Annotated in this window: 19 protein-coding genes; 2 read left to right on the top strand and 17 right to left on the bottom strand. The window is 47.0% G+C overall.

What is annotated here, in order from left to right; translation table 11 throughout:
• The first annotated feature begins 84 nt into the window (after positions 1-84).
• Positions 85-630, top strand: coding sequence for a GspH/FimT family pseudopilin (locus V1467_RS04345; protein ID WP_416307581.1), 546 nt, complete (start codon positions 85-87; stop codon positions 628-630).
• 213 nt (positions 631-843) lie between these two features.
• Here V1467_RS04345 and V1467_RS04340 read toward each other — a convergent pair whose 3' ends face one another.
• From V1467_RS04340 to murJ, 11 genes are all read right to left on the bottom strand, one after another.
• Entirely contained in the window at positions 844-1,302 is a 459-nt protein-coding gene (locus tag V1467_RS04340; RefSeq protein ID WP_416307580.1) for a type IV pilin protein, read from the bottom strand.
• Positions 1,303-1,304: 2 nt separating this feature from the next.
• The gene (locus V1467_RS04335; RefSeq protein ID WP_416307579.1) at positions 1,305-5,393 is read right to left on the bottom strand and encodes a pilus assembly protein PilY; all 4,089 of its coding nucleotides are present in this window, start codon (positions 5,391-5,393) and stop codon (positions 1,305-1,307) included.
• Between the two features lie 8 nt (positions 5,394-5,401).
• A complete protein-coding gene (locus V1467_RS04330) occupies positions 5,402-5,986 on the bottom strand; it encodes a PilX N-terminal domain-containing pilus assembly protein (protein WP_416307578.1) in 585 nt (194 codons plus the stop codon).
• Positions 5,983-6,861: a PilW family protein gene (locus tag V1467_RS04325; protein WP_416307577.1), complete on the bottom strand. Its 879-nt coding sequence runs from the start codon at positions 6,859-6,861 to the stop codon at positions 5,983-5,985. Before V1467_RS04325 ends, V1467_RS04330 begins: the two co-directional genes overlap by 4 nt.
• A gap of 7 nt (positions 6,862-6,868) precedes the next feature.
• Complete coding sequence (gene pilV / locus V1467_RS04320; RefSeq protein ID WP_416307576.1) at positions 6,869-7,537, bottom strand: type IV pilus modification protein PilV; 669 nt, start codon at positions 7,535-7,537, stop codon at positions 6,869-6,871.
• Between the two features lie 207 nt (positions 7,538-7,744).
• Positions 7,745-8,686: a 4-hydroxy-3-methylbut-2-enyl diphosphate reductase gene (ispH, locus tag V1467_RS04315; RefSeq protein ID WP_416307575.1), complete on the bottom strand. Its 942-nt coding sequence runs from the start codon at positions 8,684-8,686 to the stop codon at positions 7,745-7,747.
• Positions 8,687-8,717: 31 nt separating this feature from the next.
• The gene (fkpB, locus tag V1467_RS04310; protein ID WP_416307574.1) at positions 8,718-9,158 is read right to left on the bottom strand and encodes an FKBP-type peptidyl-prolyl cis-trans isomerase; all 441 of its coding nucleotides are present in this window, start codon (positions 9,156-9,158) and stop codon (positions 8,718-8,720) included.
• The gene (gene lspA / locus V1467_RS04305; protein ID WP_416307573.1) at positions 9,151-9,645 is read right to left on the bottom strand and encodes a signal peptidase II; all 495 of its coding nucleotides are present in this window, start codon (positions 9,643-9,645) and stop codon (positions 9,151-9,153) included. Before lspA ends, fkpB begins: the two co-directional genes overlap by 8 nt.
• Positions 9,638-12,466, bottom strand: coding sequence for an isoleucine--tRNA ligase (gene ileS, locus V1467_RS04300; protein ID WP_416307572.1), 2,829 nt, complete (start codon positions 12,464-12,466; stop codon positions 9,638-9,640). Before ileS ends, lspA begins: the two co-directional genes overlap by 8 nt.
• 74 nt (positions 12,467-12,540) lie before the next feature.
• Positions 12,541-13,476, bottom strand: a complete 936-nt coding sequence (gene ribF, locus V1467_RS04295; RefSeq protein ID WP_416308646.1) for a bifunctional riboflavin kinase/FAD synthetase — start codon at positions 13,474-13,476, stop codon at positions 12,541-12,543.
• A 266-nt stretch (positions 13,477-13,742) separates the two neighbouring features.
• The gene (gene murJ, locus V1467_RS04290) at positions 13,743-15,326 is read right to left on the bottom strand and encodes a murein biosynthesis integral membrane protein MurJ (protein WP_416307571.1); all 1,584 of its coding nucleotides are present in this window, start codon (positions 15,324-15,326) and stop codon (positions 13,743-13,745) included.
• Positions 15,327-15,498: 172 nt separating this feature from the next.
• Here murJ and V1467_RS04285 point away from each other — a divergent pair, with 172 nt between their 5' ends.
• Entirely contained in the window at positions 15,499-16,209 is a 711-nt protein-coding gene (locus tag V1467_RS04285; RefSeq protein WP_416307570.1) for a hypothetical protein, read from the top strand.
• Between the two features lie 2 nt (positions 16,210-16,211).
• Here the strand turns inward: V1467_RS04285 and V1467_RS04280 are convergent, their stop codons facing one another.
• The 6 genes from V1467_RS04280 to V1467_RS04255 form a co-directional block, all read right to left on the bottom strand.
• Positions 16,212-16,616 carry a hypothetical protein gene (locus V1467_RS04280; RefSeq protein WP_416307569.1) on the bottom strand — a complete coding sequence of 135 codons (405 nt, stop codon included), beginning with the start codon at positions 16,614-16,616 and terminating at the stop codon, positions 16,212-16,214.
• Positions 16,617-16,674: 58 nt separating this feature from the next.
• Complete coding sequence (locus V1467_RS04275) at positions 16,675-17,394, bottom strand: DUF6445 family protein (RefSeq protein ID WP_416307568.1); 720 nt, start codon at positions 17,392-17,394, stop codon at positions 16,675-16,677.
• 4 nt (positions 17,395-17,398) lie between these two features.
• Positions 17,399-18,907, bottom strand: coding sequence for a tryptophan halogenase family protein (locus tag V1467_RS04270; protein ID WP_416307567.1), 1,509 nt, complete (start codon positions 18,905-18,907; stop codon positions 17,399-17,401).
• Positions 18,908-18,942: 35 nt separating this feature from the next.
• Positions 18,943-20,409 (bottom strand): tryptophan 7-halogenase, encoded by a 1,467-nt coding sequence (locus V1467_RS04265; RefSeq protein WP_416307566.1) that lies wholly within the window; start codon positions 20,407-20,409, stop codon positions 18,943-18,945.
• The gene (locus V1467_RS04260; RefSeq protein WP_416307565.1) at positions 20,406-21,950 is read right to left on the bottom strand and encodes a tryptophan halogenase family protein; all 1,545 of its coding nucleotides are present in this window, start codon (positions 21,948-21,950) and stop codon (positions 20,406-20,408) included. The genes V1467_RS04265 and V1467_RS04260 overlap by 4 nt, the downstream gene beginning before the upstream one ends.
• A gap of 144 nt (positions 21,951-22,094) precedes the next feature.
• On the bottom strand, positions 22,095-25,457 hold the full coding sequence (locus V1467_RS04255) for a TonB-dependent receptor (RefSeq protein ID WP_416307564.1): 3,363 nt from the start codon (positions 25,455-25,457) through the stop codon (positions 22,095-22,097).
• Positions 25,458-25,463 lie beyond the last annotated feature (6 nt).

Raw genomic sequence — 25,463 nt, 5'->3', positions numbered from 1 at the left:
CTACTCTAGGACAACGCCGGATACCCATAAGATAAAATTTAGGTGTATTGTATACTGGTGTCATTGCAAACCGGGATACCGTCAATGAAAAAACAGTATGGACTTACCCTTGTCGAACTCCTTATTACCATTGCCATAGTGGCTATCTTGGCGACAGTGGTCGCTCCAAATGTTAGAGATATGCTAATCACGAATAGAGTCGTTGCGCAATTAAATGAGGTCAGTGCGATGATTCAGTATGCTCGCTCCACTGCTGTGAACGAACAGACCACCACGATTGTCTGCCCAAGCCAGGACTTTAGCAGTTGTACTACTAACTGGAGCAACGCCAAGATGGTCTTTATTGACGCCAATTCTGACGGTGATCGTAATGCCAATGAAGAAATATTGGCCGGTACCGAAATTAATGAAAGTACACTAATCACCACTGGTCCAAACGCTGTTATCCGTTTTAGTTCAACCGGCGTAACCGCTTCCCCGGCCACAATCCTAATTTGCCATAACAGTAACGAAGCAAAATTCGCCCGAGCATTAACGGTAAGCTTACAGGGCCGGGTTAAAACCAGTCGAGACAGTAATAATGACGGCATTTATGAAGATAATACCGGCACAGCACTTAGCTGCGACTAACACCAATCCGTATTAATCAGTGCTCTGTCAGCAAGAATGCAAACACTTGAATGAAGCCATAGAATGCTCTTTCTAATTTAAGCAACGCGGAGATGGAGTTTTGAACTGATCCGAGAGGGAGAGGTGGTATGGTTTCGATGCAATTCCTGCATGGCAAAGTTGGACAAACAGGAAGATAGCAACACCTTCCTGTTACAGACAAGAGTTAGAGTGTTAGCATTTCCAGCAATATTCGTCATTCGCCAGACTACCATTGTTATTTTTATCCCAACCTTTACGGCCGTCACTAAAATAATATAACACGCCGTCATCAGCCTGCGATGTACCACTAACTGGTGTCGCAGTAAGCGAATAACTGGTGCCACTGGCATTAACTGTAGCGATGGACAGATTATATTGCTTATTGGCTGACGGTTCACTTGATGGCGAATAGGTATGAAAAACCGCCGGAGCGCCGGTATTCCCTCCTCCCGACGCTGCTCCATTGTAGCTGAACACACCAGCTTTATGCCGTTGCATTGCGGCTGCCAATGCCATCAAATCGGCCTGGGCGGCACTACGTTTACCATTTTTAACAAATCCCAGATAAGAGGGATAGGCAATAGAAGCGATAATGCCGACAATCGCCACCACAATCATTAGTTCAATCAGCGTAAATCCTTTCATTTTCATCGTTATCTCTCCGTTTCTGTTTTCCAGGCGCTTTTCTGAACTCTTTCGAGTCGTCCGTAAATATTTTCAGCTAGGCAATCCAATTGCGTGGTGCAAGCAATTTCATCGCCATCCTCATCCACTTCCTTGACAATTGATCCACATTCGGTTCCCAGGCAAACCACAGGATGAGTGGGATCTTCAATCAGTACCTTGGTTTCCGGCGCAATACCGGTTTGCTGTAAATCAACAAAGCGATCAACATGTTCATCCTGATTATTATGATTCAAATCAGTTACCGCATTACCATTAATCAGTTCGACCAGGTATGCCCGGCTATTCCCGCTTGGTGGAGCACACAAGCTTTCACTGATTTGGGCAGGAACATAACTGGTAAAGAATAGCTTATAATTGAGGATTAACGGCGTCGCGAGCACTTTTTCACCACCACTCCCAAGACTGATCATCCATCCCTGTTTGGTCGAAAAGGCAGCGGCTTCCAGCGCCTGCTGCCCTTCAGTGCCGGTCGTCAGTGCATGCGCAGTCGCATCATATAAATCAGCCGCCGTAAAAGCAGTGGTGGGCAAACTGTAATTGCCGTCCTCATCGGTAACAAACACCCCCTTGTCTTTAATCATGTAAATATTATCTTTAATCTCGACATTCAAAGGATGTGCCCGATAACCTGAACCAATTGCGACGGCATAATAATGCTCATCAGCCAAGCTGATTTCCGCCACATCCGGCGCATAAAAGAAACGACGGTTCTCGGTAGCATCATCATCGTTTGCCAGACTGGCCAACAAACCGCCGGTGACCAAATTGCTGGCCGATTGGCCATTGTGAATATCCAGACGAAAAATCTGGCCGCCGGTATCGGCGACATAAAGATGATCCGCATAGTCATCGCCATCACGGTCTATCACCGAGATTCTGGCCGGAATGCTGTATTGCATGGTTGGTAAAATGGTATCCGCGTCACTGTTGCTAGCGGACCAGAGCAGTTGCCCCGTATCCGCATCGACAATAAATACTGCGTTACCCATGGTGTCCGGGCCTCTCAACAAGCGGTTATCCTGATCTTCATCGTAACCTCCGCCAAATACCAATACAGTTCTGCTAGTACCGCCAATATTAATCTTGGTTACTGTCGGTTTTGACCAACTCTGTCCCAGTTTTGCAAAGGGACCTGTCCCACCTTCAATTTTAAACGCCAAAGAAGGTGAGGTCTTATTGGTGATGTCAAACGCATAGTAATTTCTGCCACCTCGGCGCATACCCACATAGAGGTATTTATTGCTGTTTGTCTCACGCAACACCATATCGCCGTCCATACCATAAATATGATTAAACGAAGAATTGTTCAGGTAGAAATCATACAGATTAGGCAGCAATTCTCTGGGTATAATCGCAAAGTTTTCATCACCTGTTTCCGGATCAAAGGAGTGCAGATAACCCTGATTGGTGGCTACCATAATGGCGCTGTCATTAGTTCCATAATTGACAATCACCGGCTGGGAGTGAATGGGATCGCCCATCTGCAGGCGCGCATCGGTGGTATAACCATCATCATCATCATCTTTAACATCTACACCGCGTGCCCATTTAAGCAACACATTGCGGATGTCAACAGGATTAGCCTGTGTTTCCACCCCCAAATCGGCTGCAGTGATAGCATTGTTATTTTCATGCAAACTATTGTTCACGTCGGCGATGTTGCCGGTGCCGCTAAAGGTATAAACCGCTCTGCTCAGATCCAGTTTACTGGCGGCTCCACCTTCACGTACATCACTACCATCCGCAACCGCCGACCAATAACTATGGGCGGTATCTTTAAAGAATCCTGTACCGTCATCGACCGCAGCCAGACCGTTCTTATCTTTAATTAAATTGCCGTCAATTTTGTATTTTTTCAGGTTACCCGGCCAGGCCGTGCCCTCGGCTGGTTTGAATAAAGCGAAATAAAGTTCGTCTCTATGGGTCAAACGATTCAACTGGTTAACCGCAACCCCTGGCGAAACAAATGTCGCATTGACGTCCTTCACGCTTTTTAAAATACTCTCAAACGCGGTTAACAGTTGATCACTGTCGCTAGCAGTGTAAAAACCACCGCCACCTTGCAACGCCAACTGGCTTAAAAAATTGTTTGCTGTCGCGTTAGCGGCAAAACCTATGGTATGGGTAATAACGCGCGCATCGATAACGGATTCGCTGCTTTTACTGATATTCTTGACCAGATCGATACCACACTTTTCACCACTACTGGCGTTGGAACAACTTCTGCCCAGCAGTGATTCAATTTCCCCTACGCTGTGATTATTATTTGCCTCACCATCCGACAACAACACAATATGGTTATTGGTTTGGCATTGCAGATCGGTAACAGGTGAAATATAGGTCGCGCCGTAAGGAATATACTCGTTGACACAGTCGCTATCATTCATATTATCTTCCGAACACCCATAAGGTAGAACGGCATCATCCCCCGTATAGGACATACGGTTACTGACCCGAGTATGCCGACGAACACTGCTACTCACACTGGATGTTCCCCGTTGACGACCATAGTAAACATCCAGTCCACCATAATAACTAACAGCTTCATACAAGGTGTCGACAATCGGCGTTAAACCGTCTGCCGATAATTCATCTACCTTATTCAATAAATGATCCCTGACCGTGGCGACAGTGGCCGGAATGGCATTGCCCTGAAACTTAATTTTAAGTTGCGGCGCTCCGGAAGGTTTACCGTTATATGAATAGGCACCTCTGTTGCCATCAAAATTAGATAACACAAACATCATCGCGTTACCCGACTCCCAGTCGCCACGATCCACAACTGCCTGTACCTGGTTCACTAAAGAAGGAGTCTGGTAGGTATTGTTACGATACCAGTTAGATATACCAGACCAGGTTATCGACGCAGTTTTGTTTTTATTCCTTAATAAACGCCTTGGATAAGGGTTGAAATCATTCGGATCGGCTTCGTCCACAGCAGCAATATCAAATGACGCACTACCATAACGGTTCTCATAGGCGGTGAAAGTCAAATAGGCTTCTTGAACCACTGCATTTTGCGGGATGGTAACGTTGTCGAAACGTATTCCAACATAATCATTACTATTGTCATTAAGAGTGAGTTCGCTACCGGTGTTTTGGTAGCCATTGGATTGTTCTTCGGCATTATTATTCTGACTGTCTACCTGAAAATACATATCGCCCGAGACACAACCTGTAGCCGTTTCTTTATCATAAGACACCACTAATTCGGCGCCTAAACCACTACCTTCATCATAGGACTGAATATAGCGATTACTGGCACCGCTTCCACCGAGTCCGTCAACAATCAGAGTTAACGCATTACCACCACACCAGTCACCCCGATTCACCACTTCCTGGATCACAGCTCCGATATCAGGAGTAACAAATTGTTCATTGGCTGTAGGCCAGTCATTGTCACTGCTCCAACCTACCTGAGCGGCCGTTTTACTCCTGGAACTGATATTTGTATTTGCCGAGCTAAAGGCAGCCGAATTACCACTCGCTTCCGCTGAAAAACGGATGTCCGCTGCTGAACTGTTAAAACCGTCTGATGCAAGGCGTAAATAGGCCGACGATATCACGGCGCCGCGGGGGATTTGCAGCTGATCAAAACGAAAACCGCTGATGACGGAGGTTGTTCCTTCAACCAGCTTAATGCGGTTACTGGTGACATTTACCGAACCGGAAATTTCATAAGCGTCATCATTTGAATCAGCGACAGAGGTCACAATTTCGGGTTCTACCGGTGAATCAATGGGTCGAACAGGATAAAGCACCGGTCCACCATAGTCAGAAAAACGCATCAGTCCCGCATTGATATTGGTCGCCGAGCGCAATGCATCTTTAAGCGCATTCTGCACACGTAGTAAGCGTGATTCATTGGTACCGTCACGGCCGGTCATACTGCCTGAGCTGTCCATGATAAACAGGACGTTTGGATTATAGGTAAGCTGGTTTCCGCCAACCCCTAAATAGATTTCAATATCGTCAGCCTGGGCAGTAAAACTAATCATGGCTGACAACAAGGCAGTACACAATGCCGTCGTAATTTTTTGTTTATTCAGGTACATATTTTCCCCTACCCACCGTTTGTCGCAGGAGCAAAAACAGAAACATTCAAAGAGTTCGCCACTGCGTAACCGGAACCAACCACCTGTCCACAACCTTTGACGATAAATATATGACAACTGATATTACTGCCGCCCACGACATTGCTCGACCCCAGGCAAGGACGTTCATCCACAAAGGCAGTACTGGACCAGCTATTCACTGCCGGACTGTCGCTATAAGTACCTGCCGCATTATTCTGGACACCAGATTGGACACCGGCACTGGTAATACGGCGATTAGTCCAGGTAGCAGTATCAAAACAACTTAATTCCTGTAATGCCGGATCGATGGCGGTCCCTTGACGTGCTTCAGTAAGCGGATCTGCCACTGTGTCATCAGATAGAATGGCCAAATCTTCCGACTCAAATATTACGCCCCCCAAGCCGGCTTCTGCAGCATCAAAGGCGACGTTATAAGACTCCATCGACTGGGCCATTTTACTTTGCATTAAACTGGAACTGACCGATGACACCCCTAAAATGGTCAAGCACAGCAATACCAGCAAGGCGAACACCAGCACTATCCCTTGCTGTTTCAGGACAGCTGTTTTCATACTTTAGTACTCCGAAGGAAGTTTTTGACATTGCGGAAACTGATAGTCGTTTCGAATTGCTTGTACAGTCCGTGATCAGATGGAGTAATTTCGGTTTCATTCAACAATTTAAATGTGGGCACCTGCTCGATATACACCTCGCCTTCGCCTTTAAGCAGAATCGCAATCTGAATGGCCACTACCTGACTGCCGCCGGCAATTTCAGCTGGCAATAAATTGGCAGTGACGTAGCGTACCGGACGGCCGGAGTTATTATTGGTAAGTGCCGAATTACTCACTCCATAAACCACCTGAAAACCATAGACATCATCCAACAGCGTAAAAGCCGCATCACCATTGTTGCCGACAGCCGCACGTTGACCGCGTAATACCCGCCCATCGAAACCGCGACATTTCAGCTTGTTGTCCTCTACATAATATTCGTTAACAACATAAAACTCCTGATCGCCGAGATAACCCAGTTTATAGCCCCGGCAATCCTGTCCACCTTGCATTCCTGCGACTAAGGTATCGTTAGCCCCCGATGCACCTTGCAAGGATCCCAAATCCAGTGCATTGGCAAAGTCGCCGGGTAAAATAATAGGATGATTCTTAACAAAAGAAGCTTCAGAAACGACATCAACGCTGCGTTCCAGATTGGCGTCAATAGGGTCATAGCGGCCAGTAGTCAGTAATTCAGCTCTTAACCGAGTCATAATAAATCGGCCACTTTCCTGAGTGGAGGCCATTGAGCGGTTAAGTCTTTCTGTCACCTGATTGCTCACCAGAACCTGCACAATGGCACCGGAAATCATTAAGCCCAGCACTAAAGAAATCATCAGCTCGATTAAGCTAAAACCTTGCTGCGAGAGCCTATACCCTGAAAACTGTTGCATCTTCATCTCACAACACCAGATCGATAACAACGCAATCGACAGGTTCGGCATCGGAGTCAGGATTGCACACCGCATTCAATTGTCGGTCGATGTTCTGCCAGTTTTCGACCGGCCAGGTCAACATCACCCTATGTCTGGAACCCACGCTGCAAGCGTCGGCATCGCCGGCATTATTGTCGTTACAACTGAGACTCAATTTAACCGTAGGATCAATTTTGCTAGCCGCGCAAGACATTTGCCAAGCATCAAAACGAGCCAATTCTGCTGTGCTACAAGTATTAGCATTACAGTCCGGGATACTGGCCGGTATTTGCCGGCAAAAGCATTGCCATGGAGGTGCTGATGATGCACAGGTAAGTGATTCAAAATTATACAGGTCCGGATCAAAATAGTTGTTGTCTACCACCGGCCCACTCACAGTAGATGAGATATAGCTGTTCGCTCTGAGTCGTTCGGCCATTTGTTGAGCAACCATGACGGCGTTGGAGCGATTTAGCGCATCAGAATTGGAAAATGCACCAACAAACTGTAATGACGCGACACCCAGCATACCAATGGCCAGAATAAATAAGGTTACCAGCACCTCAATCATGCCCACCCCGTGCTGTCTCGTTGCCGAGCAAACCTGAGGCAGTTGCATCTTTTGATGTTTGTATTGAACTGATAACCCACTCATTGATAAACCTATGTCGAATTTATGCTATCTGATAATGTCGGCTGGAATTAACCTAACTATAGATTAGCCGAATTTGGCCTGGGCTTGGTTATCAATTCAGTATGAAAGGTATAAAACTGGCAAAGTAGCAGCCTAACCAATAAGTCGAACAATTGGCCAGGCGAGAAGCGCCATATGGATAGCGCCCTTTTTAAACGAGATTTTCTGTTACAACACCTTGACTTGTAGTTCTTTAGGCACCGCAAATTCAATATTTTCCGGTCTTCCGCTCACTTCTACAGCGTCGGTTGCGCCAAGTGTTTTCAAACGCGCCACCACACCGTTAACCAGTACATCCGGGGCAGAGGCACCTGCAGTCACACCGATGTGGCTGACATTTTCCAACCATTCGGTCTGTATGCACTCTGCATCATTGATCAGGTGAGAAGGCGTACCCATTTTCAACGCCAGTTCCCGCAGACGGTTGGAGTTGGAACTGTTGGTCGAGCCGACCACCAACATCAAATCACACTTGCTGGCCAACTCTCTCACTGCATCCTGGCGGTTCTGGGTGGCGTAACAGATATCGTCTTTACGCGGCCCTTCGATGGATGGGAACTTGGCCCGGAGTGCGTCAATAACATCAGCAGTATCATCAACAGACAACGTAGTCTGGCTACAATAATATAATCGTTGCGGATCCTTGACTGCCAGTTTGTCCACATCCGATGACGATTCAACCAGATAGATCCCGCCGTTGGGATTATTATATTGCCCCATAGTGCCTTCTACTTCCGGATGTCCCTGATGGCCTATCAGGATGCATTCCACCCCTTTTTTACTGGCTCGGGTGACTTCCATATGTACCTTGGTCACCAACGGGCAAGTGGCATCAAACACTTTAAGACCGCGCCTTTCGGCCTCTTTACGTACCGATTGCGCCACACCGTGCGCTGAGAAAATAACAATACAGTCATCCGGCACTTCATCCAGTTCATCAACAAACACCGCACCACGTTGACGTAAACCGTCCACCACAAATTTGTTGTGTACCACTTCGTGGCGCACATAAATAGGCGGCTCAAATATTTCCAAGGCCCGTTCAACAATAGTAATAGCTCTGTCTACACCGGCACAAAAGCCGCGGGGATTAGCAAGATGAATTTTCATAATAATCTAATGTCGCACCTAATTTAGTGGCCTAATGGATTTCCAGTATTTCAACGGCAAAAATAACATCCTGTCCCGCCAACGGGTGATTAAAATCAATAGTGACAGAATCCCCGGCTACCTCACGAACAATTCCCGGAATTTCGCTACCGTCGGGTTGACCGAAAGCGATAATCATCCCCGGTTCGGCAGGGGTATCCTGGCTAAAACGGCTACGGCTCATATGATGAATATTATCCGGATTGGGTTGTCCAAAAGCATCATCGGCTGACAAACTAAACTCTTTTTTATCACCCGCTTTAAGGCCTAACAAACACTGTTCAAAGTTTGGCGTTAAACTGCCATCACCCATTTTTAGTTGGGCAGGTTTATTGTTTACCCGGGTGCTATCAGCCGCTGAACCATCCTGCAATTTAAGATCAAAATGTAACACAACGCGACTACCGGCGCCGATCAAGCCAACTTCACTCATCTTTCATACCATTATTTCTCAGTGCATCGAAGATCAATAGCACTGCACCAACAAAAATAGCACTATCGGCGATATTAAACGTTGGCCAATGCCATTGCTGGTAATACACATCTAAAAAATCAATCACATAACCATAATGCAGGCGATCATATACATTTCCCAATGCGCCGCTAAGTACTAACGCAAAAGCGGCGGGAACCAGTTTCTGTTTGACCTTGCATTGTTTTAACCAGTACAGGATCAGCACACTGACCACTAACGCAATAGCGGTGAAAAACCAGCGCTGCCAGCCGCCCTCGGTGCTTAAAAAACTGAAAGCCGCACCATGATTTTGCACGTAAGTAATGCTGAACATCGGGATAATCGAAATAGACTCATACAAGTCCATACTGGCAATCACCCACTGTTTGGACGCCTGATCAATGACTAACATCAACAATGTCAGCCATAACCAGCGCAAGCCTGAGTGTTTAAAAACATTAAGCATATTGACGTTGTTCACCTTCACCCTCGATGTTATCCACACAGCGGACACAAAGTTCCTGATGGGCGGTATTGCTCCCTACATCTTCGCGGTAATGCCAGCAACGTACGCATTTCTCGCCCTCAGACGCGGTAATTTGCACCCATAAACCGTCCAGTTCTGTTGCAACAACGTTATCCGGCGCCTGTTCAACTCTAACGACTTTTGCCGCAGAAGTGATTAACACAAAACGTAATTCGTCTTCTAGAGTGGCTAACACATCGGCCAGTTGCGGTGTCGCATAGAGTGTCACTTCAGCTTGCAGGGAACCACCAATCTGGTTATCGCGCCGAGCTTGCTCCAACGCGCCATTGACCTGATCTTTAACCGCCATAATCTGTTGCCAGAAACTGTTGTCCAGTTGCCCTTGCTGAGCATCTAGACCAAAATCCTGATACCACTGGCCGGTAAATACAAATTCGTCGCGTTGTCCCGGCATAACCTGCCAGATTTCCTGTGCAGTAAAGCTCATAATCGGCGCTATCCAGCGCACTAAAGCCTCAGCAATATGAAACAATGCAGTTTGACAGGAACGTCTGGCAACACTGTCCGCTTTAGCTGTGTATTGCCTGTCCTTAATGATATCCAGATAAAAACTGCCCATTTCGATGGAACAAAAATGCATCAACTTCTGACAAATTTGCAAGAAGTCGTAGTTGTCATAGTCAACCAGCAATTCCTGCTGTAATTGTTCCGCGCGTTGTACTGCCCACAAATCCAGCGCCACTAACTGATCTGCCGGGACCAAATCTGTTGCTGGATTAAAACCGTTTAAGTTAGCCAGCAGGAAACGTGCAGTATTACGGATACGACGATAAGCATCCGCAGCCCGTTTCAGGATCTCGTCAGACACCGTCATTTCACCACGGTAGTCGGTAGAGGCCACCCACAAACGCAAAATATCCGCGCCAAGCTTGTTCATCACATCTTGTGGAGACACCACATTACCAATCGACTTGGACATTTTTTTGCCATTCGCATCGACGGTAAAACCGTGGGTTAAGACTTGTTTATAAGGCGCTTTCTCACTGATGGCCACCGATGTCATCAAGGACGACATAAACCAGCCCCGATGCTGATCCGAGCCTTCCAGATATAAATCCGCCGCAGCCGGAATATCATCACGTTGATCGACCACAAAAAAGTGCGTAACACCCGAATCAAACCATACATCCAGCGTGTCTTTGACCTTGATATAAGTACCAGCATCGTCACCCAGCAAACTGGCGTCGTCCAAATCCCACCAGGCCTGGATACCTTGCTGCTCAACCAGTTTCGCGACTTGCTCAAGTAACTCAGGGCTACGCGGGTGTAATTCACCGGAGTCCTTATGCACAAATAACGCAATGGGAACACCCCAGGTACGCTGCCTGGAAATACACCAGTCAGGACGCCCTTCCACCATTTTGGCAATGCGGCTTTCACCCCATTCCGGGATCCAGCGTGTCTGCGTGATTTGTTCCAACGACTTTTGGCGCAGACCATTTTTTTCCATGCTGATAAACCATTGCGGTGTGGCACGGAAGATAATCGGGGTTTTATGTCGCCAGCAATGCGGATAACTATGTTCAAACGCATGGTGATGCAATAACGCGCCTTTTTGTTCCAGCACCTCAACGATAGAGGCGTTAGCTTTAAACACATGCTGACCACCAAACAATTCAGTATCAGCGAAATACACCCCATTGGCACCCACCGGATTCGCCACTTCAAGGCTGTATTGACGACCCACGTTAAAGTCATCCACACCGTGGCCGGGTGCAGTATGCACCAAGCCAGTACCCGAATCCGTGGTCACGTGATCCCCTAAAATAATCGGTACATCAAAATCATAAAAAGGATGCTGCACCCTGACCAGCTCCAGGGCTTTACCTTTGCAATAACCTAATGCGTGGTAGCGTTCGATGCCGAAACGATCCATACAATCTTTAACCAGATCCGAGGCTAGCACTAACCGGCGCGGGTTACTGTCATCCTCAATCTGAACCAGACAATAATCCAGCTCTGCATTCACACTGATTGCCCGGTTGGCAGGCAATGTCCAGGGCGTGGTGGTCCATATAGCAACTGATATTTCACCTTTGCCAGCGTGACCATCAGGGTGATCAAACAAGTCCGCGACCTTGTCAGTATCAACAACTTTAAACGCCACATCTATGGCCGGAGAATGCTTGTCTTTGTATTCCACTTCCGCTTCGGCCAATGCCGAGCCACAATCGGTACACCAGTGTACCGGCTTAAAGCCTTTTTCAATGTGGCCAGATTCAAGCACCTTACCCAGCACACGGATAATGTCGGCTTCCGAACGGAAATCCATGGTTTTGTAAGGATTATTCCACTCGCCTAACACACCTAGACGGATAAAGTCGTTTTTTTGCCCATCAATTTGCTTGTCGGCGTATTCGCGGCATTTTTGTCTGAATTCTGCGGCGCTAACTTTTTGTCCGGGCTTGCCGACTTTCTTCTCAACCTGTAACTCGATTGGCAAGCCATGACAATCCCAGCCCGGTACATAAGGCGCGTCAAAATCTGACAATGTACGAGCTTTTACAATAATGTCTTTAAGGATTTTATTGACTGCGTGACCAATATGAATATCACCATTGGCATAAGGAGGGCCGTCATGCAATACAAAGGGAGTTTTACCTTTTTTAGCCTGACGGATTTTGTAATAGAGCTCAGTGTCGGTCCAGTGCTTGAGCATCTGCGGCTCGCGCTGGGCTAAATTACCACGCATGGGAAACTCGGTTTCCGGCAAATTCAGAGTATGCTTGTAATCGCTCATTTGTTGTTAAATCCAGTCATTATTGTTTGGGGACTATTCGATTAAAAAGATGATCCCGTTAAAAAGTGTTTGTCTTATCTATTCCCAGACAAGGATAAAAATTCTCTGGCCTGCTGAGCATCCGCTTGTATTTGCTGCTGTAAATGCTGCAAAGAGGCAAATTTCTGTTCATCACGCAATTTTTTCAGTAATTCTACTTCAATATGCAAACCGTATAAATGTTCATCAAAATCAAATAAATGCACTTCCAGTTGCGAGCGGGTACCGTTCAAGGTCGGCCTGGTGCCAATATTGGCCACACCATCAAAAATACCCAGTTCACTTTTGACTCTAACGGCAAACACGCCGGCAACCGGGGCTTTGCAACGGTTGAGTAATAAATTGGCGGTGGGGAAGCCAATGGTACGGCCTTTTTTGTCACCATGAATAACTTTGCTGGCGATACTGAACTTGCGCCCTAACATCGATTCGGCCAGCGCCATGTCCCCATTTGCCAGTGCATCTCTGACTGCTGTTGAACTAATTCGGCAGTCCTGCAAACGCAAACTTTGGGTGCTGACCACACTAAAACCGCATTGCCGCCCTTCGGCCTGCAACATGTTAAAATCGCCCTTCCGGTCGCGGCCGAAACGAAAATCGTCACCGACGACTAAAAATTGAATGCCCAGTTTATCGACTAATAAGTCTTCGACAAAATGACGAGCACTCTGCTCGGAAAAACGACGATCAAACTTGACGCACAATAACCGGTCGACGCCCAATTTTTTCAGTTCGGTGTATTTATCCCGTAAGCGGCTAAGTCTCGCCGGCGCGGTATCCGGCCGAAACAATTCTTCCGGCTGCGGCTCAAATACCATCACTGTGGCCGGTAACGCCATTTTTCGAGCTTGCTCCACCAGACTTTTCAAAACCGCCTGGTGGCCAAGGTGCACGCCGTCAAACTTGCCAATCGTCAGCACACAGCCTTTATGTCTGTGCCGAATATTGTGCAATCCCCTGACTAATTCCACCTTTACCTCATTAAACTGGCTTTGCTTCGCGTCCGTTTCATTATCGGCCTGGCTGATATGCGGATGATGCGCGCGTAAAAATAGCGGATTATAACTAATACCAATCCACGTTAACAAGCGCTCTGTCAGCGAGAATGTAAACGGGCTTAATCCAGGCGTTTGAATAAAGTTATAGTGGTGCTGTTTTGAATTTTAGCAACCCAGAGCATGCCTGTTTAAAACTTGTCCAAAGCAAATGACCAGGCGGCATTTGTTGTTGAGCAGCATTATTGTTGAGCTCCCGTATTGGCGGGCTGATTGCGCAATAACGCATCAGGTCTAGCTCCCACCAGAAAAAGGCTGCAGATAAACACTATTGCGGCTCCCAAAATAGCCGCGCTCAATATACTGACTTGCTGCCAACTCGACCACTGCAACCATTCGCTAACCGGCGGTAGTAACCAGCTCAATATCGCCGCCATAATCAACGCTGCCACACCAATCCGCACAATAAATAACAATGTGGCTGAGCAGCAGTGATAGACGCCACTACGATGTAATCGCTGATATAACAACGATACATTCAGCAACGCAGATAGCGACGTTGCTATTGCCAGCCCGACATAACCATATTGATAGGCAAAAATAACGTTAAATCCCATATTGGCCAGCATTGCCCAGATACCAAATTTGACCGGTGTTTTAACATCCTGACGGGAGTAAAATCCCGGAGCCAACACTTTAATCAACATAAAACTCAATAAGCCGGTTGCGTAGGCAATCAAGCTGTATGACGCCATAGTGGCATCCACGGGCGTAAATGCGCCGCGCTGAAACAACACCAGTAGCATCGGCTCAGCCAATACTATCAATCCTGTCGCTGCCGGGATCCCGAGTAGACAAACCATTTTTACCGACCAATCCATATTACCGGAAAATTTAACATGATCCTGAGCCGCGTGATTACGTGACAAGGTAGGTAAAATCACCGTCGCAATAGCAATACCAAACAACCCAAGCGGAAACTCCAATAAACGGTCCGAGTAGTATAACCAGCTGATAGAACCGTCTTGCAAATAGCTGGCAATAAAGGTGTCAAATAGCAGATTGATCTGACTGACCGACACACCAAACAATGCCGGGATCATCAGTTTTCTGACTCGTGACACCTGCGGGTCATGCCAGCCCCACTGTGGCTTTACCAGCAATCCGGTCTGAGCTAAAAACGGGATCTGGAATATAAACTGGATTAATCCGCCCAAAAATACTCCCCAGGCCAAACCTATTGCTGGTGTCTCCAGATTGGGCGATAAAAATAACGCCGCACTGATAATCGCCACATTCAATAGCACGGGCGTAAAGGCTGCCACAGCAAACTTGTTCAGGGTGTTAAGAATGGCTCCGGACAACGCGGTTAGAGTGACAAAGAACAGATAAGGGAAGGTGATTTTCAACATCAACGCAGTCAATTCATACTTGTCTGCATCCGGACCATCATTCAGATAATCGATAAACCAGCCATTGGCAAACAACATAGCCAATATTGGCGAACCGATAACTCCCAATAACGTCACCAGCATGACCAGTGTGCCCAGAGTACCGGCAATCCGGGCAACAAAAAGACGCAACTGTTGTTCATCGTTCTGGTGATGAACCTCACTCAACATTGGGATAAATGCCTGCGCAAAGGCGCCTTCGGCAAACAACCGGCGCAGGAAATTGGGAATTTTATTCGCCAGCAGGAAAACATCTGCGGTACCGCCGGCACCGAGCAGATTGGCCACAATCACATCACGGGTTAACCCCATTATTCGCGACAAAAATGTCATCGAACTTACAATTACACCAGACTTAAATAGCTTACCAGACAATATGTTACACCCCAAAATGAACTCGACCATTATGCGGCAGTTAGCAACCAGTAAAAACCTAAAAATGCACCAACGTCGCAAATAATGTCGGTGTTTTTGATTTCATCCGCTTAAAACCGCTGTTATTCCATTTTCTGGGTCTATTATTAGTAGAAAAGCATGGAGTAAGGCATTGAACTCATCTGACACTATTATCATGGCCGTGGGCGGTGCGCTGATCATTATCGGCCTGTATCTATTTATTGCTGGCAAGAAAGACGGGGTTAGCAGTAATAATGTTGAAGGCTTCGGGATTAAGCTGAATGTCAGCAATCCTTCCATTATTCTGATTGTTTTTGGTGTTGGCTTGTTACTGGTACCAAGGCTGTTACCGGAAACACCCGTTTCACATGGTCCTGGCCAAGCCAGCGATCCTGCACTCAACCCTAAAGTGGGTACTAACAATCCATCAACAGAGATCCCTCAAATTGTGCCAGGCAGTTCAGTTGAAGAAGACGATATAGTGATCCCGGCCACCCCGACACCGGTTTATTTTCCACAGGGGGTATGGCAACTTACCGGCTATGAACAGGACGGTGTCGAGCTACCGGTTCCCGGGATGGTAAAGGGTCATATCAATTTTGTCCGTAAGGACAGCAACAACATCGCCTGGACTACCACTGTGTGGATTTCGGACATATGGGGTAATGTGAGTAATTACCAGTATCAGGGTCAGATCGCGAATAAAAATAACAATTACATGATGTCTTTTATCAGCAGCAATGATCCGCAATTTATCCCTGACGGATTCGTACCACTGGAAATGTTTATTGAAAACAACAACACCTTGCACATGAAATTTACTTCACAGGGAACTCAGGAACTATTTCACTGGGTGCAATAAACTCAATCCAGTTGCGCCTGCAGCCATAGGCGGGCCTGTTGTATATCAGTAAAAAATTGGTGGGGCATATCCGCATTGCGGTAGAACCCACCCCATAACTGGGTCGCCATGCTGCTATACGACACGTTATCAAGTACAATTGCCACCGCCGCCATTCCACACTTTTTGGCATCAAGGATGGAATCTTTCATTGCTTCTATGGATTCATGGGTAATCAACGAATCACCGTGAAAAATCACCAGATTACCCCATCGTTGTCCGCTTAATTGTTGGCGATAAACCTGCACATCACGACGATATTTCTGGATCAGTTCAATATTAGCCGGACCTTCAGCATCAATAACCAACAAATTCCCGTCAATCTGGAGTGCAAAATAACCATGATCGGGAAACATCCTGTTGTTCATTATTTACCTACCTCACATAAAAACAGATCGATTCAACAATATGATCTGCACCAGTTTGTTAAGCATGCAGAAACGAAGCGATGGTAAAACGCCCGGTGGTCGGATCCATATCAAATGGATAATCCGCTCCAATATCACCGGAGTGCAAACTGGAACAGCGATAAATCAGCAAACGGTTAAATTTGGCCGGCACCGAAACAATCCGCTCAAACAGTTCGGTATCGCCATCAATATATCCCTGTGGCATGCCGTAACGCGCCACTTCAGCATCCAATTGACCAAAGTAATCCTTTGCTCTGCCGGTATCAATATATTCATAGCGGCTTTGGCGATGGCGATAAAATGAGGTGCCGCCATGTTGTTCTCCACACAAGTAATGCAACATGGCTATCTCATCTGGATTGGGCTGGTCAAAATGCGGAATACGTTGCGCCGGCTGCAACTGCTCAACCGGAGTGGCCACCAATGAGTAATAGCTATCCACTTTTTTTATAGCATCAGGTGTAAGAGAAAATGTCTGGCAAATTAGTGGCGCGAGCTGCTCCAACACAAGATTTTTATAGGCGTTCGGTACCGGCGAACGTAAACCTGGGTACATTCCGCTGGCGGGCAGCACGTTGTTTTGTTGCAAAGCAAAATCAATAAGCTTGTCAGCCTCCGCCAGATAATGGTCAATAATGATCAACGGCTGCTTTTCTGTACCTATTTGATGGATTTGATAGCTGAAATGGGCATCCAATCCGGTCAATATGTGCTTGTCATCAACAGGGTCAATCATAATCCTACATTTTCTCTGCTTTGCAATGCTGATCAATAAACTCCTGATGGCCTGGCATATAGTCAGTGGATTTTCTGATTACCGATTTGATCCCTTCCAGGCGGCGATGCAGTTCTTCGTCACTAAAAATATCCGCCAGAGCATGGTAGGACTCCGGGCGTATCCCTTGTCCGTACATCACTTCGAACCAGCTCAAATCATTAAACATTTCATTGTTGAAACGGGCGATCCGGCCATTACGCTTGAATTGCTCAATTTTCTGGGTCAGTTCAGGTGGCACATCCATAGTGCGGCAATAATCCCAAAAGGGTGAGTCATCACGTTCCGTGGCATAGTAATGCAGGATCAAAAAGTCGCGGATACGTTCATATTCAAAATCGATTTGACGGTTATATTCGTCAATGTCTTCCTGCTCAAAACTGTTGTGCGGAAAAAAACTGAATAACTTGGATAACGCCGACTGGACCAAATGAATACTGGTGGATTCCAGTGGCTCCATGAAACCCGCCGCCAGCCCTAATGCCAGACAGTTTTTATTCCAGCTTTTGTTACGTTTCCCGGTGACAAAACGCAATACTTTCGGTTCTGCCAGAGGCTCACCTTCAAGATTGTCCAACAAGATTTGAGTCGCCTGTTGGTCAGACATAAACTTGCTGCAGTACACATGACCGTTACCGATGCGGTTTTGCAACGGGATACGCCATTGCCAACCAGCCTGATGTGCAGTAGAGCGAGTAAATGGCCAGGGCTCCCCGGCACTGGCGCAGGGCACTGCGACAGCTCGATCACAAGGCAACCAGTGTGACCAGTCTTCATAGCCGGTCTGCAATGCTTCTTCGATTAATACTCCCCGGAATCCGGAACAATCAATAAAAAAGTCAGCTTGATATTCGTTGCCATCATCCAGTAATACTGAGTGAATAAAACCATCCTCACGCATATTGGTTTTAACCACTTTACCTTCTGTACGCACAACGCCTTTGGCTTCGGATAGCTCACGTAAATACCTGGCATACAAGCCGGCATCGAAGTGAAAGGCATAAGCGATATTCGACAATGGCGAATTTCCCGCATCGATAGAACGCATAAAGCGCTTTTCATGGCAAGCCATCGCGGTCAAGGTGTATTCGTCAATATGTGCGGCCTTACCCTGGGCGCGCATTTTTAACCAATATTGGTAAAAGTGCACGCCTTCCATATCCTTGCCCACGTCCCCAAACGCATGAAAATAACTGCTGCCCATTTTATCCCAGTTAACGAACTGAATACCCAGCTTAAAAGTCGCCTGAGTCTTACGCACAAAATCATCTTCGTCCAGTCCCAGGAGTTGGTTGTATAGCTGGATTTGCGGGATGGTCGCTTCCCCGACACCGACGGTGCCTATCTGCTCTGATTCAACCAACCGTATCTCACAAAAGGATTGTCCCAACACTTTAGACAATGCAGCTGCCGCCATCCAGCCCGCAGTTCCTCCACCCAAAATGAGTATTTTATTTATCTTTTTACTTTGCATATCGTTGTTTATTCCACATCTTAAGACACATCGCTCTATGTGCGACTAAATTGGTGATAAAAATCTTGGTAACTTGGCATTCCAGTGACCAGTCTATCGATAGTGCGGCCAATTTGGGCAAATGACTGTTCTAGCTGGTCATCACTCAAATTGGACAAATACAGACTAGCCAGTTGTGGTACTTGATGTAGTGCGGCCAATATTCCATACCATCGCTGCTCATCCACCGCATCGGTATCAGCCGGTAACAAACGTCCAAATCGCAAAAACAACGCAACTCGTCGGGTAAATAAAACGTCATCCGGTAGCGGGTTATCCAGATTTTCCCGCCCCCACAACCAATAATGAAACTGGGCATATTCGGCCGTCTCATCCACAAAGCGTTGCCAGTTGCGGTTAAACTTGTGCGCACAGATGTCCTGACCCGATAGCCCAGGATACAAGTCAAGAAACTGCAACAGCGCTGCCTGGACAAAAAACAGTTCGGAATAAAATGTTTTTCCCAAATTCACCGCGGCATCACCAACAGCCAAGCAATTTGCCGTCCAGGCTTGTGGCACAATAAGCGGAATATTATCACGATGTTGAATATGCTGTGGTCTTGAAGGTAACGCTTCCACTAGCCACGTTTCGATGCTTCTGCTTGATACCCGCTGACTGGTATATTCCAACTGATAAAATACCCGACCAGGTGCTGGAATAACCTTTAACCATCCCCAGGGGCAAGCCTCAAAGGTACTATAAGGAACTTGCGGGCTGGTCGGGCTATCAATGTAGCACTCGGTCAATTTGTCACAGGGGTTAATTTTTTGGGCGAGCTTAACTTGTCGGCTATCCGTTGCCAGCAACGACAGGGATCCACTGCAGTCAATCCAGAAATCAGCCGTAATAACTTTGTTGTCCTTGATAGCCACCGAATGGATCTGCTGGCCATTCTCTCGGTTGAGATCGATGCTATCCACTTCGATAAAACTGACTCCATGTTGTAACGCAGTTTGCTTAAGTTGTTGAGCATAAAGGCCTGCGTTTAGATGCACGGCAAAGGCCAGTGCCGCCTGCAAATCCGGACGGTTGGCTGGAGGAATAGCAAACTTTCCTTGCTGTGCAGCTTGAGCCGCAATACAAGCGGAGTCTATCTGTAACTCGGGTCGCTGCTGTTGAAGGCGGAAAATTCCCTGAATAAATTCACTATCCTGCTTCTTTAATCCAAAGTGGCCGTAGGGTACAAACCAGTTATTCTGGTCCTGCTGATAACGTTGCCCCAGGCTGAATGTCGCCTGACATGTCTTTAACATGGTCTTCAGCGGTACATTTAATATATCGCATAACCCCATAAACTGGCCGCATGTGCATTCAACGTCCCCGGAGCTATTTCCAGCAATCTCCAGCGCGGTAATTTTCACTCCGTAACCAGCAAGCCGACAAGCTAATATTGCCGCAGACAAGTGCAATGGCAAGGAGTGCCCGACCAAGACTATATGCCTAATCGATAAGGGGTTCATGTACGGCTACCATATAAACTGAGCTGGGCAGGCGGATATTGATTAACATCCGTTCGTTGTGTGTGTTCAATCGCAACAGTGTGGCTCTGCATATTATTGACTGTCTGTTTAATCTGCTCGGCATGCCGCTGAAAATAGTGTTGCAACTTATCCATAGCGCAATAACTGGTTCTGGCATCATACTGCTCTGGCAACCAGCCCTGTCCCAAGTAAACAGCCAGCCAACTGGGTGAAACGAACAACCCTTGTCGATAGGAGATAATATGGCCAGTACGAGCGAACAGATCCATCTGTTCCTGCAGGGAGTCCGGCACCGGCATGGTTCGACAGTCGCGCCAAAAATCCGAATCATTACGTTGGTTAATTTTATAGTGCAGGATAATAAAATCCCTGACCCGACAATATTCATTATCCAGTTGTTGATTAAAAGTATCCCGCTCGATATCACACAAGCCGTTAGCCGGGAAAAATTCAATCAGCTTCTGGATCGCAATTTGGGTCAAATACAAGCTGGTTGATTCTAATGGCTCCAGAAAACCGGCGGATAGCCCAATTGCCACACAGTTTTTATGCCATGACAATTTCCTTTTACCTGTACTAAAACGCAGTAACTTAGGTTGCCCGCTAACGGCGCGATCCAGACCGTCGAGTAATATTTGTTGCGCTTCATCATCGGATAAATATTGTCCACAATACACCAGGCCATTGCCGGTTCTATGCTGCAGCGGAATTCGCCACTGCCATCCAACTTTTTTTGCAGTGGCACGGGTGTAGGAAGGCGGATTCGCCATTTTTTCGCTGGGCACGGCCAACGCTCTGTCGCAAGGTAGCCAATGACTCCAGCTTTGGTATCCGGTTTTCAATGTCTGTTCAATTAACACACCACGGAAGCCTGAACAGTCAACAAACAGATCACCTTCGATACGTTGAGCCGACTCGAGCACGACAGCGTCGATATTGCCACTATCCGAAGCCAAACACACGTTCGCGACTTTACCTTCTATCGCTTTGACACCCAGTTTTACCGCATAGGCTTTCAAATAATCGGCATACAAACTGGCGTCCAGATGAAATGCGTAATTGTATTCTGCTAATAAACAATCCGGATCAGGATGTTGATACTGAAATTTATCCTGACTGGCGGCCATAGCTGCAACAGAGAAATGATCAAATGGTAGAACCTGACTGAATCGATTTAAATGTAGCCAGTATTGGTGGAAGTTAATACCGTTAATGTCATGACCACTAAAACCGAAAGGGTGCATATAACGGCTGTCAGGCGCTCCCCAACCATCAAACTGAATAGCTAATTTATAAGTAGCTCCAGTGGCGCGAATAAATTCATTTTCATCGATACCCAACATTTGGTTAAACTGGCGAATATGAGGGATGGTCGCTTCACCGACACCGACGGTACCAATAACGGCAGATTCTATCTGTATCAGTTCATAATGCTGGGAGGATAAAAAACGGGCTAATGCTGCCGCTGTCATCCAGCCAGATGAACCACCACCCACAATCACCACTTTCATTTTCTTCATAGGCATCCGACGTCAGCTCAATCATCCTATTCACACTTTATACCAGTAACGGGCAGAAATATTGAGCGATATCTTTTCCTTTATACAAAACAAAAAATGCGCCCCAATCACTCAGGGCGCATTGTATTTCACAGGCGATTAAGCTTAGAAGTTACCACGAACCACTAAAGCAATACGGCGGTCGGCTTCGAACCATGAACGGCCCGCTTCCAGGTAATCATCATTCAAAATCATGATGGTTTCTGAAACTGAGTTAGTCAGGTTCGTACCTTGCAGTCCCACTGTCAGATTGTCATTAATATCGTAGAAAATCGAACCATCCAGTTGACCATGATCATCGTACCAAAGTGGTGCTTTACTAATTACATCCCTGGTAGTTAACAGATACTTGGAACGCCAGTTATAAGCTAAACGCGCACTCCAACCATCTTTTTCGTACATACCCACGAAGTTAACGGTATTTTCCGACTGTCCCTGTAGTGGCACTACATCCATATTAACCCGTATACCGGTGTCATTGGCAACGTTACCTATCCAGCCATCAGGATCCGCCTCAATGGTATCGTAGGATGTTTCGTTGTTTGGTACGCCACTGGCATCGATATAGGTATAGGTAGCTTGAACACCTAATCCATCCCAAGGTTCGGGCAACATATCAAAGAATTGCTGATAAGCGATTTCCAAACCATCCATTTTACCGTCACCACCATTGACCGTAGTCGAAATCAATACGGTTTGTTGCTCGCCAGTGGATGGGTTGGTAAAGGAACGCGGGAAGCCTCCCTGGATAAAGTAGTTGCTCAAATCCTTATGGAAAATGGTGGCGCTTAACTGGCCCACATCCGCAAAATACCATTCCAGTGACATATCGTACTGTACAGATTCCATGGGTGCCAATAACGGGTTACCGCCACTGCCAGTCCATGAGCCTACATAAGCTTCCTGTATCAGGTTATCTTCCGGCTCAGGCGGATTATCCGGGTCAACTACCCCACCAGCGCGCACAGTAGTAATATCTGTCGCCCCAGGTTTGGCGTAGTTGGTTACATCACCCATATCAGGCAACGCTACTGCCTTTGACAAAGCAAAACGTCCCACCAGATCATCTGTTAACTCAACTTTAATATTGAAGCTGGGCAAAAACATCTTGAAGGTTTTCTCGGCTTCGAGTGTTTCCCGGTAATCATTACCAAAATTGCGTGAACTTTCCGGCAAATAGTTTTTCTCATCACTGATCCATTCGTTGGCCTCAATCACCTCACGCGCAGTTAAACTCGGGTCGGCCGCCATTTGCTCATTGATAAAGTTAGTCACAATCTCCGGCGTCAGTTGCTGACTGCCAATTGAAGCAGGAGGGGCAAAATCAGGGATTAAATCAGGGAAAGTGATAAAACCTGCAGCTTCACGTTTTAACTCCACATAGCGGAAGCCAATATTACCGCTATAGCGCAATTCATCATCACCTTCAAAGTTCAGGCGAACATAAACGGCTTTATTGGTTTCAGTAGTATTACTGACTTCACCCGGGGTAAAGATCCCGAATTCTGCATCCACTCCATCACGATCAGGATAAGGTTCCCAGGTTCCTCCTGCCGTCATATAGGGACGAGCACCGTCAATCACTGAACGCACGTAAGCTTCGGTCATATGAATGGTCTTGTTGCCCTGAATGGTCGCGACGTCGCCGCCCATAAAATCAGACCAATCCACCAACTCATAAGAACTTGGATCAATTTCTGGCGTGGTAGCCAGCCAGGCTGCAGGTGCTGAGCCACTAAACTCAGGACCTAAGGAGCCCCAGTTCCAACTAGTCGCGCGAATGGTTTGCTCGCGTTTGGCATAGCGCACACCCATTTCTACCGAGTTAAGAATGCCTGCATCTTGCAGAAAGTATTTTCCGTCCAGACGAGCGGCAATAGAGTCGCCTTCAGAACGCTCATAGTGGTCCATGGCTGAACGTAAGAAGTAGGAATTAGGATCCTGGAAGTAATTACTGTCACCGGCAGGATCACCTGAGAAACCGGGATATCCGGTAGCAAATGCATCCGGATTGGCATCACGAGCACCTAACCAGGGTTCCAGTATAGTGACAGTAGGACGCGAACCCGTTACATCATATTGCTGTGCCGTAAATGTACCTGTGTGGACAACCACATCATCATCCTGCGTGTCAGCCTTGATATATTGCACATCACCGGTCAGAGTCAGATTCTCGGTAGCCAGCCAGCGCAAGTTCAGCGAGTAATCTTCCACTAACGTACTGGTGTCTTTTACCCGACTATCAAACTGGGTTTTATGTCCAAACTGATTCTGCGGATTATCGCCCCAAGTTCGTGGTACATGATCCTGGTTGCCATCGGCAGAACGCCAGCCACCAACTCCTTGAGTAATGGTACCGGATTCAAAACGACCCATATCATCAAATTCAAACTGGGTACCGGCTAGTGGTCGGGACGCATCTTCACCGGCAATATTTTGCGAATAACCGCCCTGATATTTAATCGCCTGCTCATGCCAGGATAATTTTGCGTCGGAACGGATGTACTGGAAGGTGGCTAATAGACTATCATCAGCGGTTTCAAACTGCATCGCAGTCGAGAAACCTTCACGTTTACGATCGTCCACTTTCTTCAATAAGTTAGCCGCGTTCGGCATCCATACCGTACCATCACCATCATCGCCTATAAAAGCTTCGGCACCGGCAATATCACTGGCTTTATATTGTACATAAGCGTCAGACTGAATACCTTCTGATGCGCCATGCAAAGTTGAATTAGCATAATTGACTAACAAACCAAATTCAGCACCACTGGCTAGTTCCCAACGGTCACTGTACAGGGCTGAAAATGTCGGACTGCCTTCCTCGGCAATATCACCGTAGGAATAATCGGCATTAAAAGCAAAGACTCTGTCTTGTGAATCAAAGGGTTTGCGAGTACGCAAACTGATGGTGCCACCAATACCGCCTTCAATCATATCGGCGGTCTGGCTTTTATAAACATCCACGCCCCCCATCAATTCGGGAGACACATCCTGGAATGACAGGCCACGACCCGAGTTGGCGGTGAACGAATCACGACCGTTAAACTCCGAGCGGGTTTGGGTCATTCCCCGGATGATTGCACCACTACCTTCCACACTAAAGTGATCCGGATCATCAGGACCGGCAAAACGTTCTACCGATACACCAGGCAAACGCTGAATGGCCTCCAGTACACTTCGATCCGGTAACGAACCGATGTCCGTCGCGGTAATCGAATCCACTACCGTATCTGAACCACGTTTCAAGTTTTGTGCGTTAAGCAGGTTAGCCCTGGTACCACGCACTTCAATTTGTTCTACATCTTTTTCCTCTGCGGCTTGAGCCGCGTCGGCGTCAGTTGCTGGTTCAGCTTGTTGCCCGTAAGCAGTCAGGCTGAGTCCCATCATCGCCATCGCAATTAATGACTTTCTGAAGATGGGCTGATTTAATTTATTATTGTTCGAATTAACACGTTGATGTGCCATCGTTAT

Origin of the sequence: Neptunicella plasticusilytica, assembly GCF_047922965.1 — a bacterium.
Lineage (GTDB): Bacteria > Pseudomonadota > Gammaproteobacteria > Enterobacterales > Alteromonadaceae > Neptunicella > Neptunicella plasticusilytica.
Note: the sequence above shows the minus strand (reverse complement) of the source record. Positions and strands in the feature narration are given on the sequence as shown.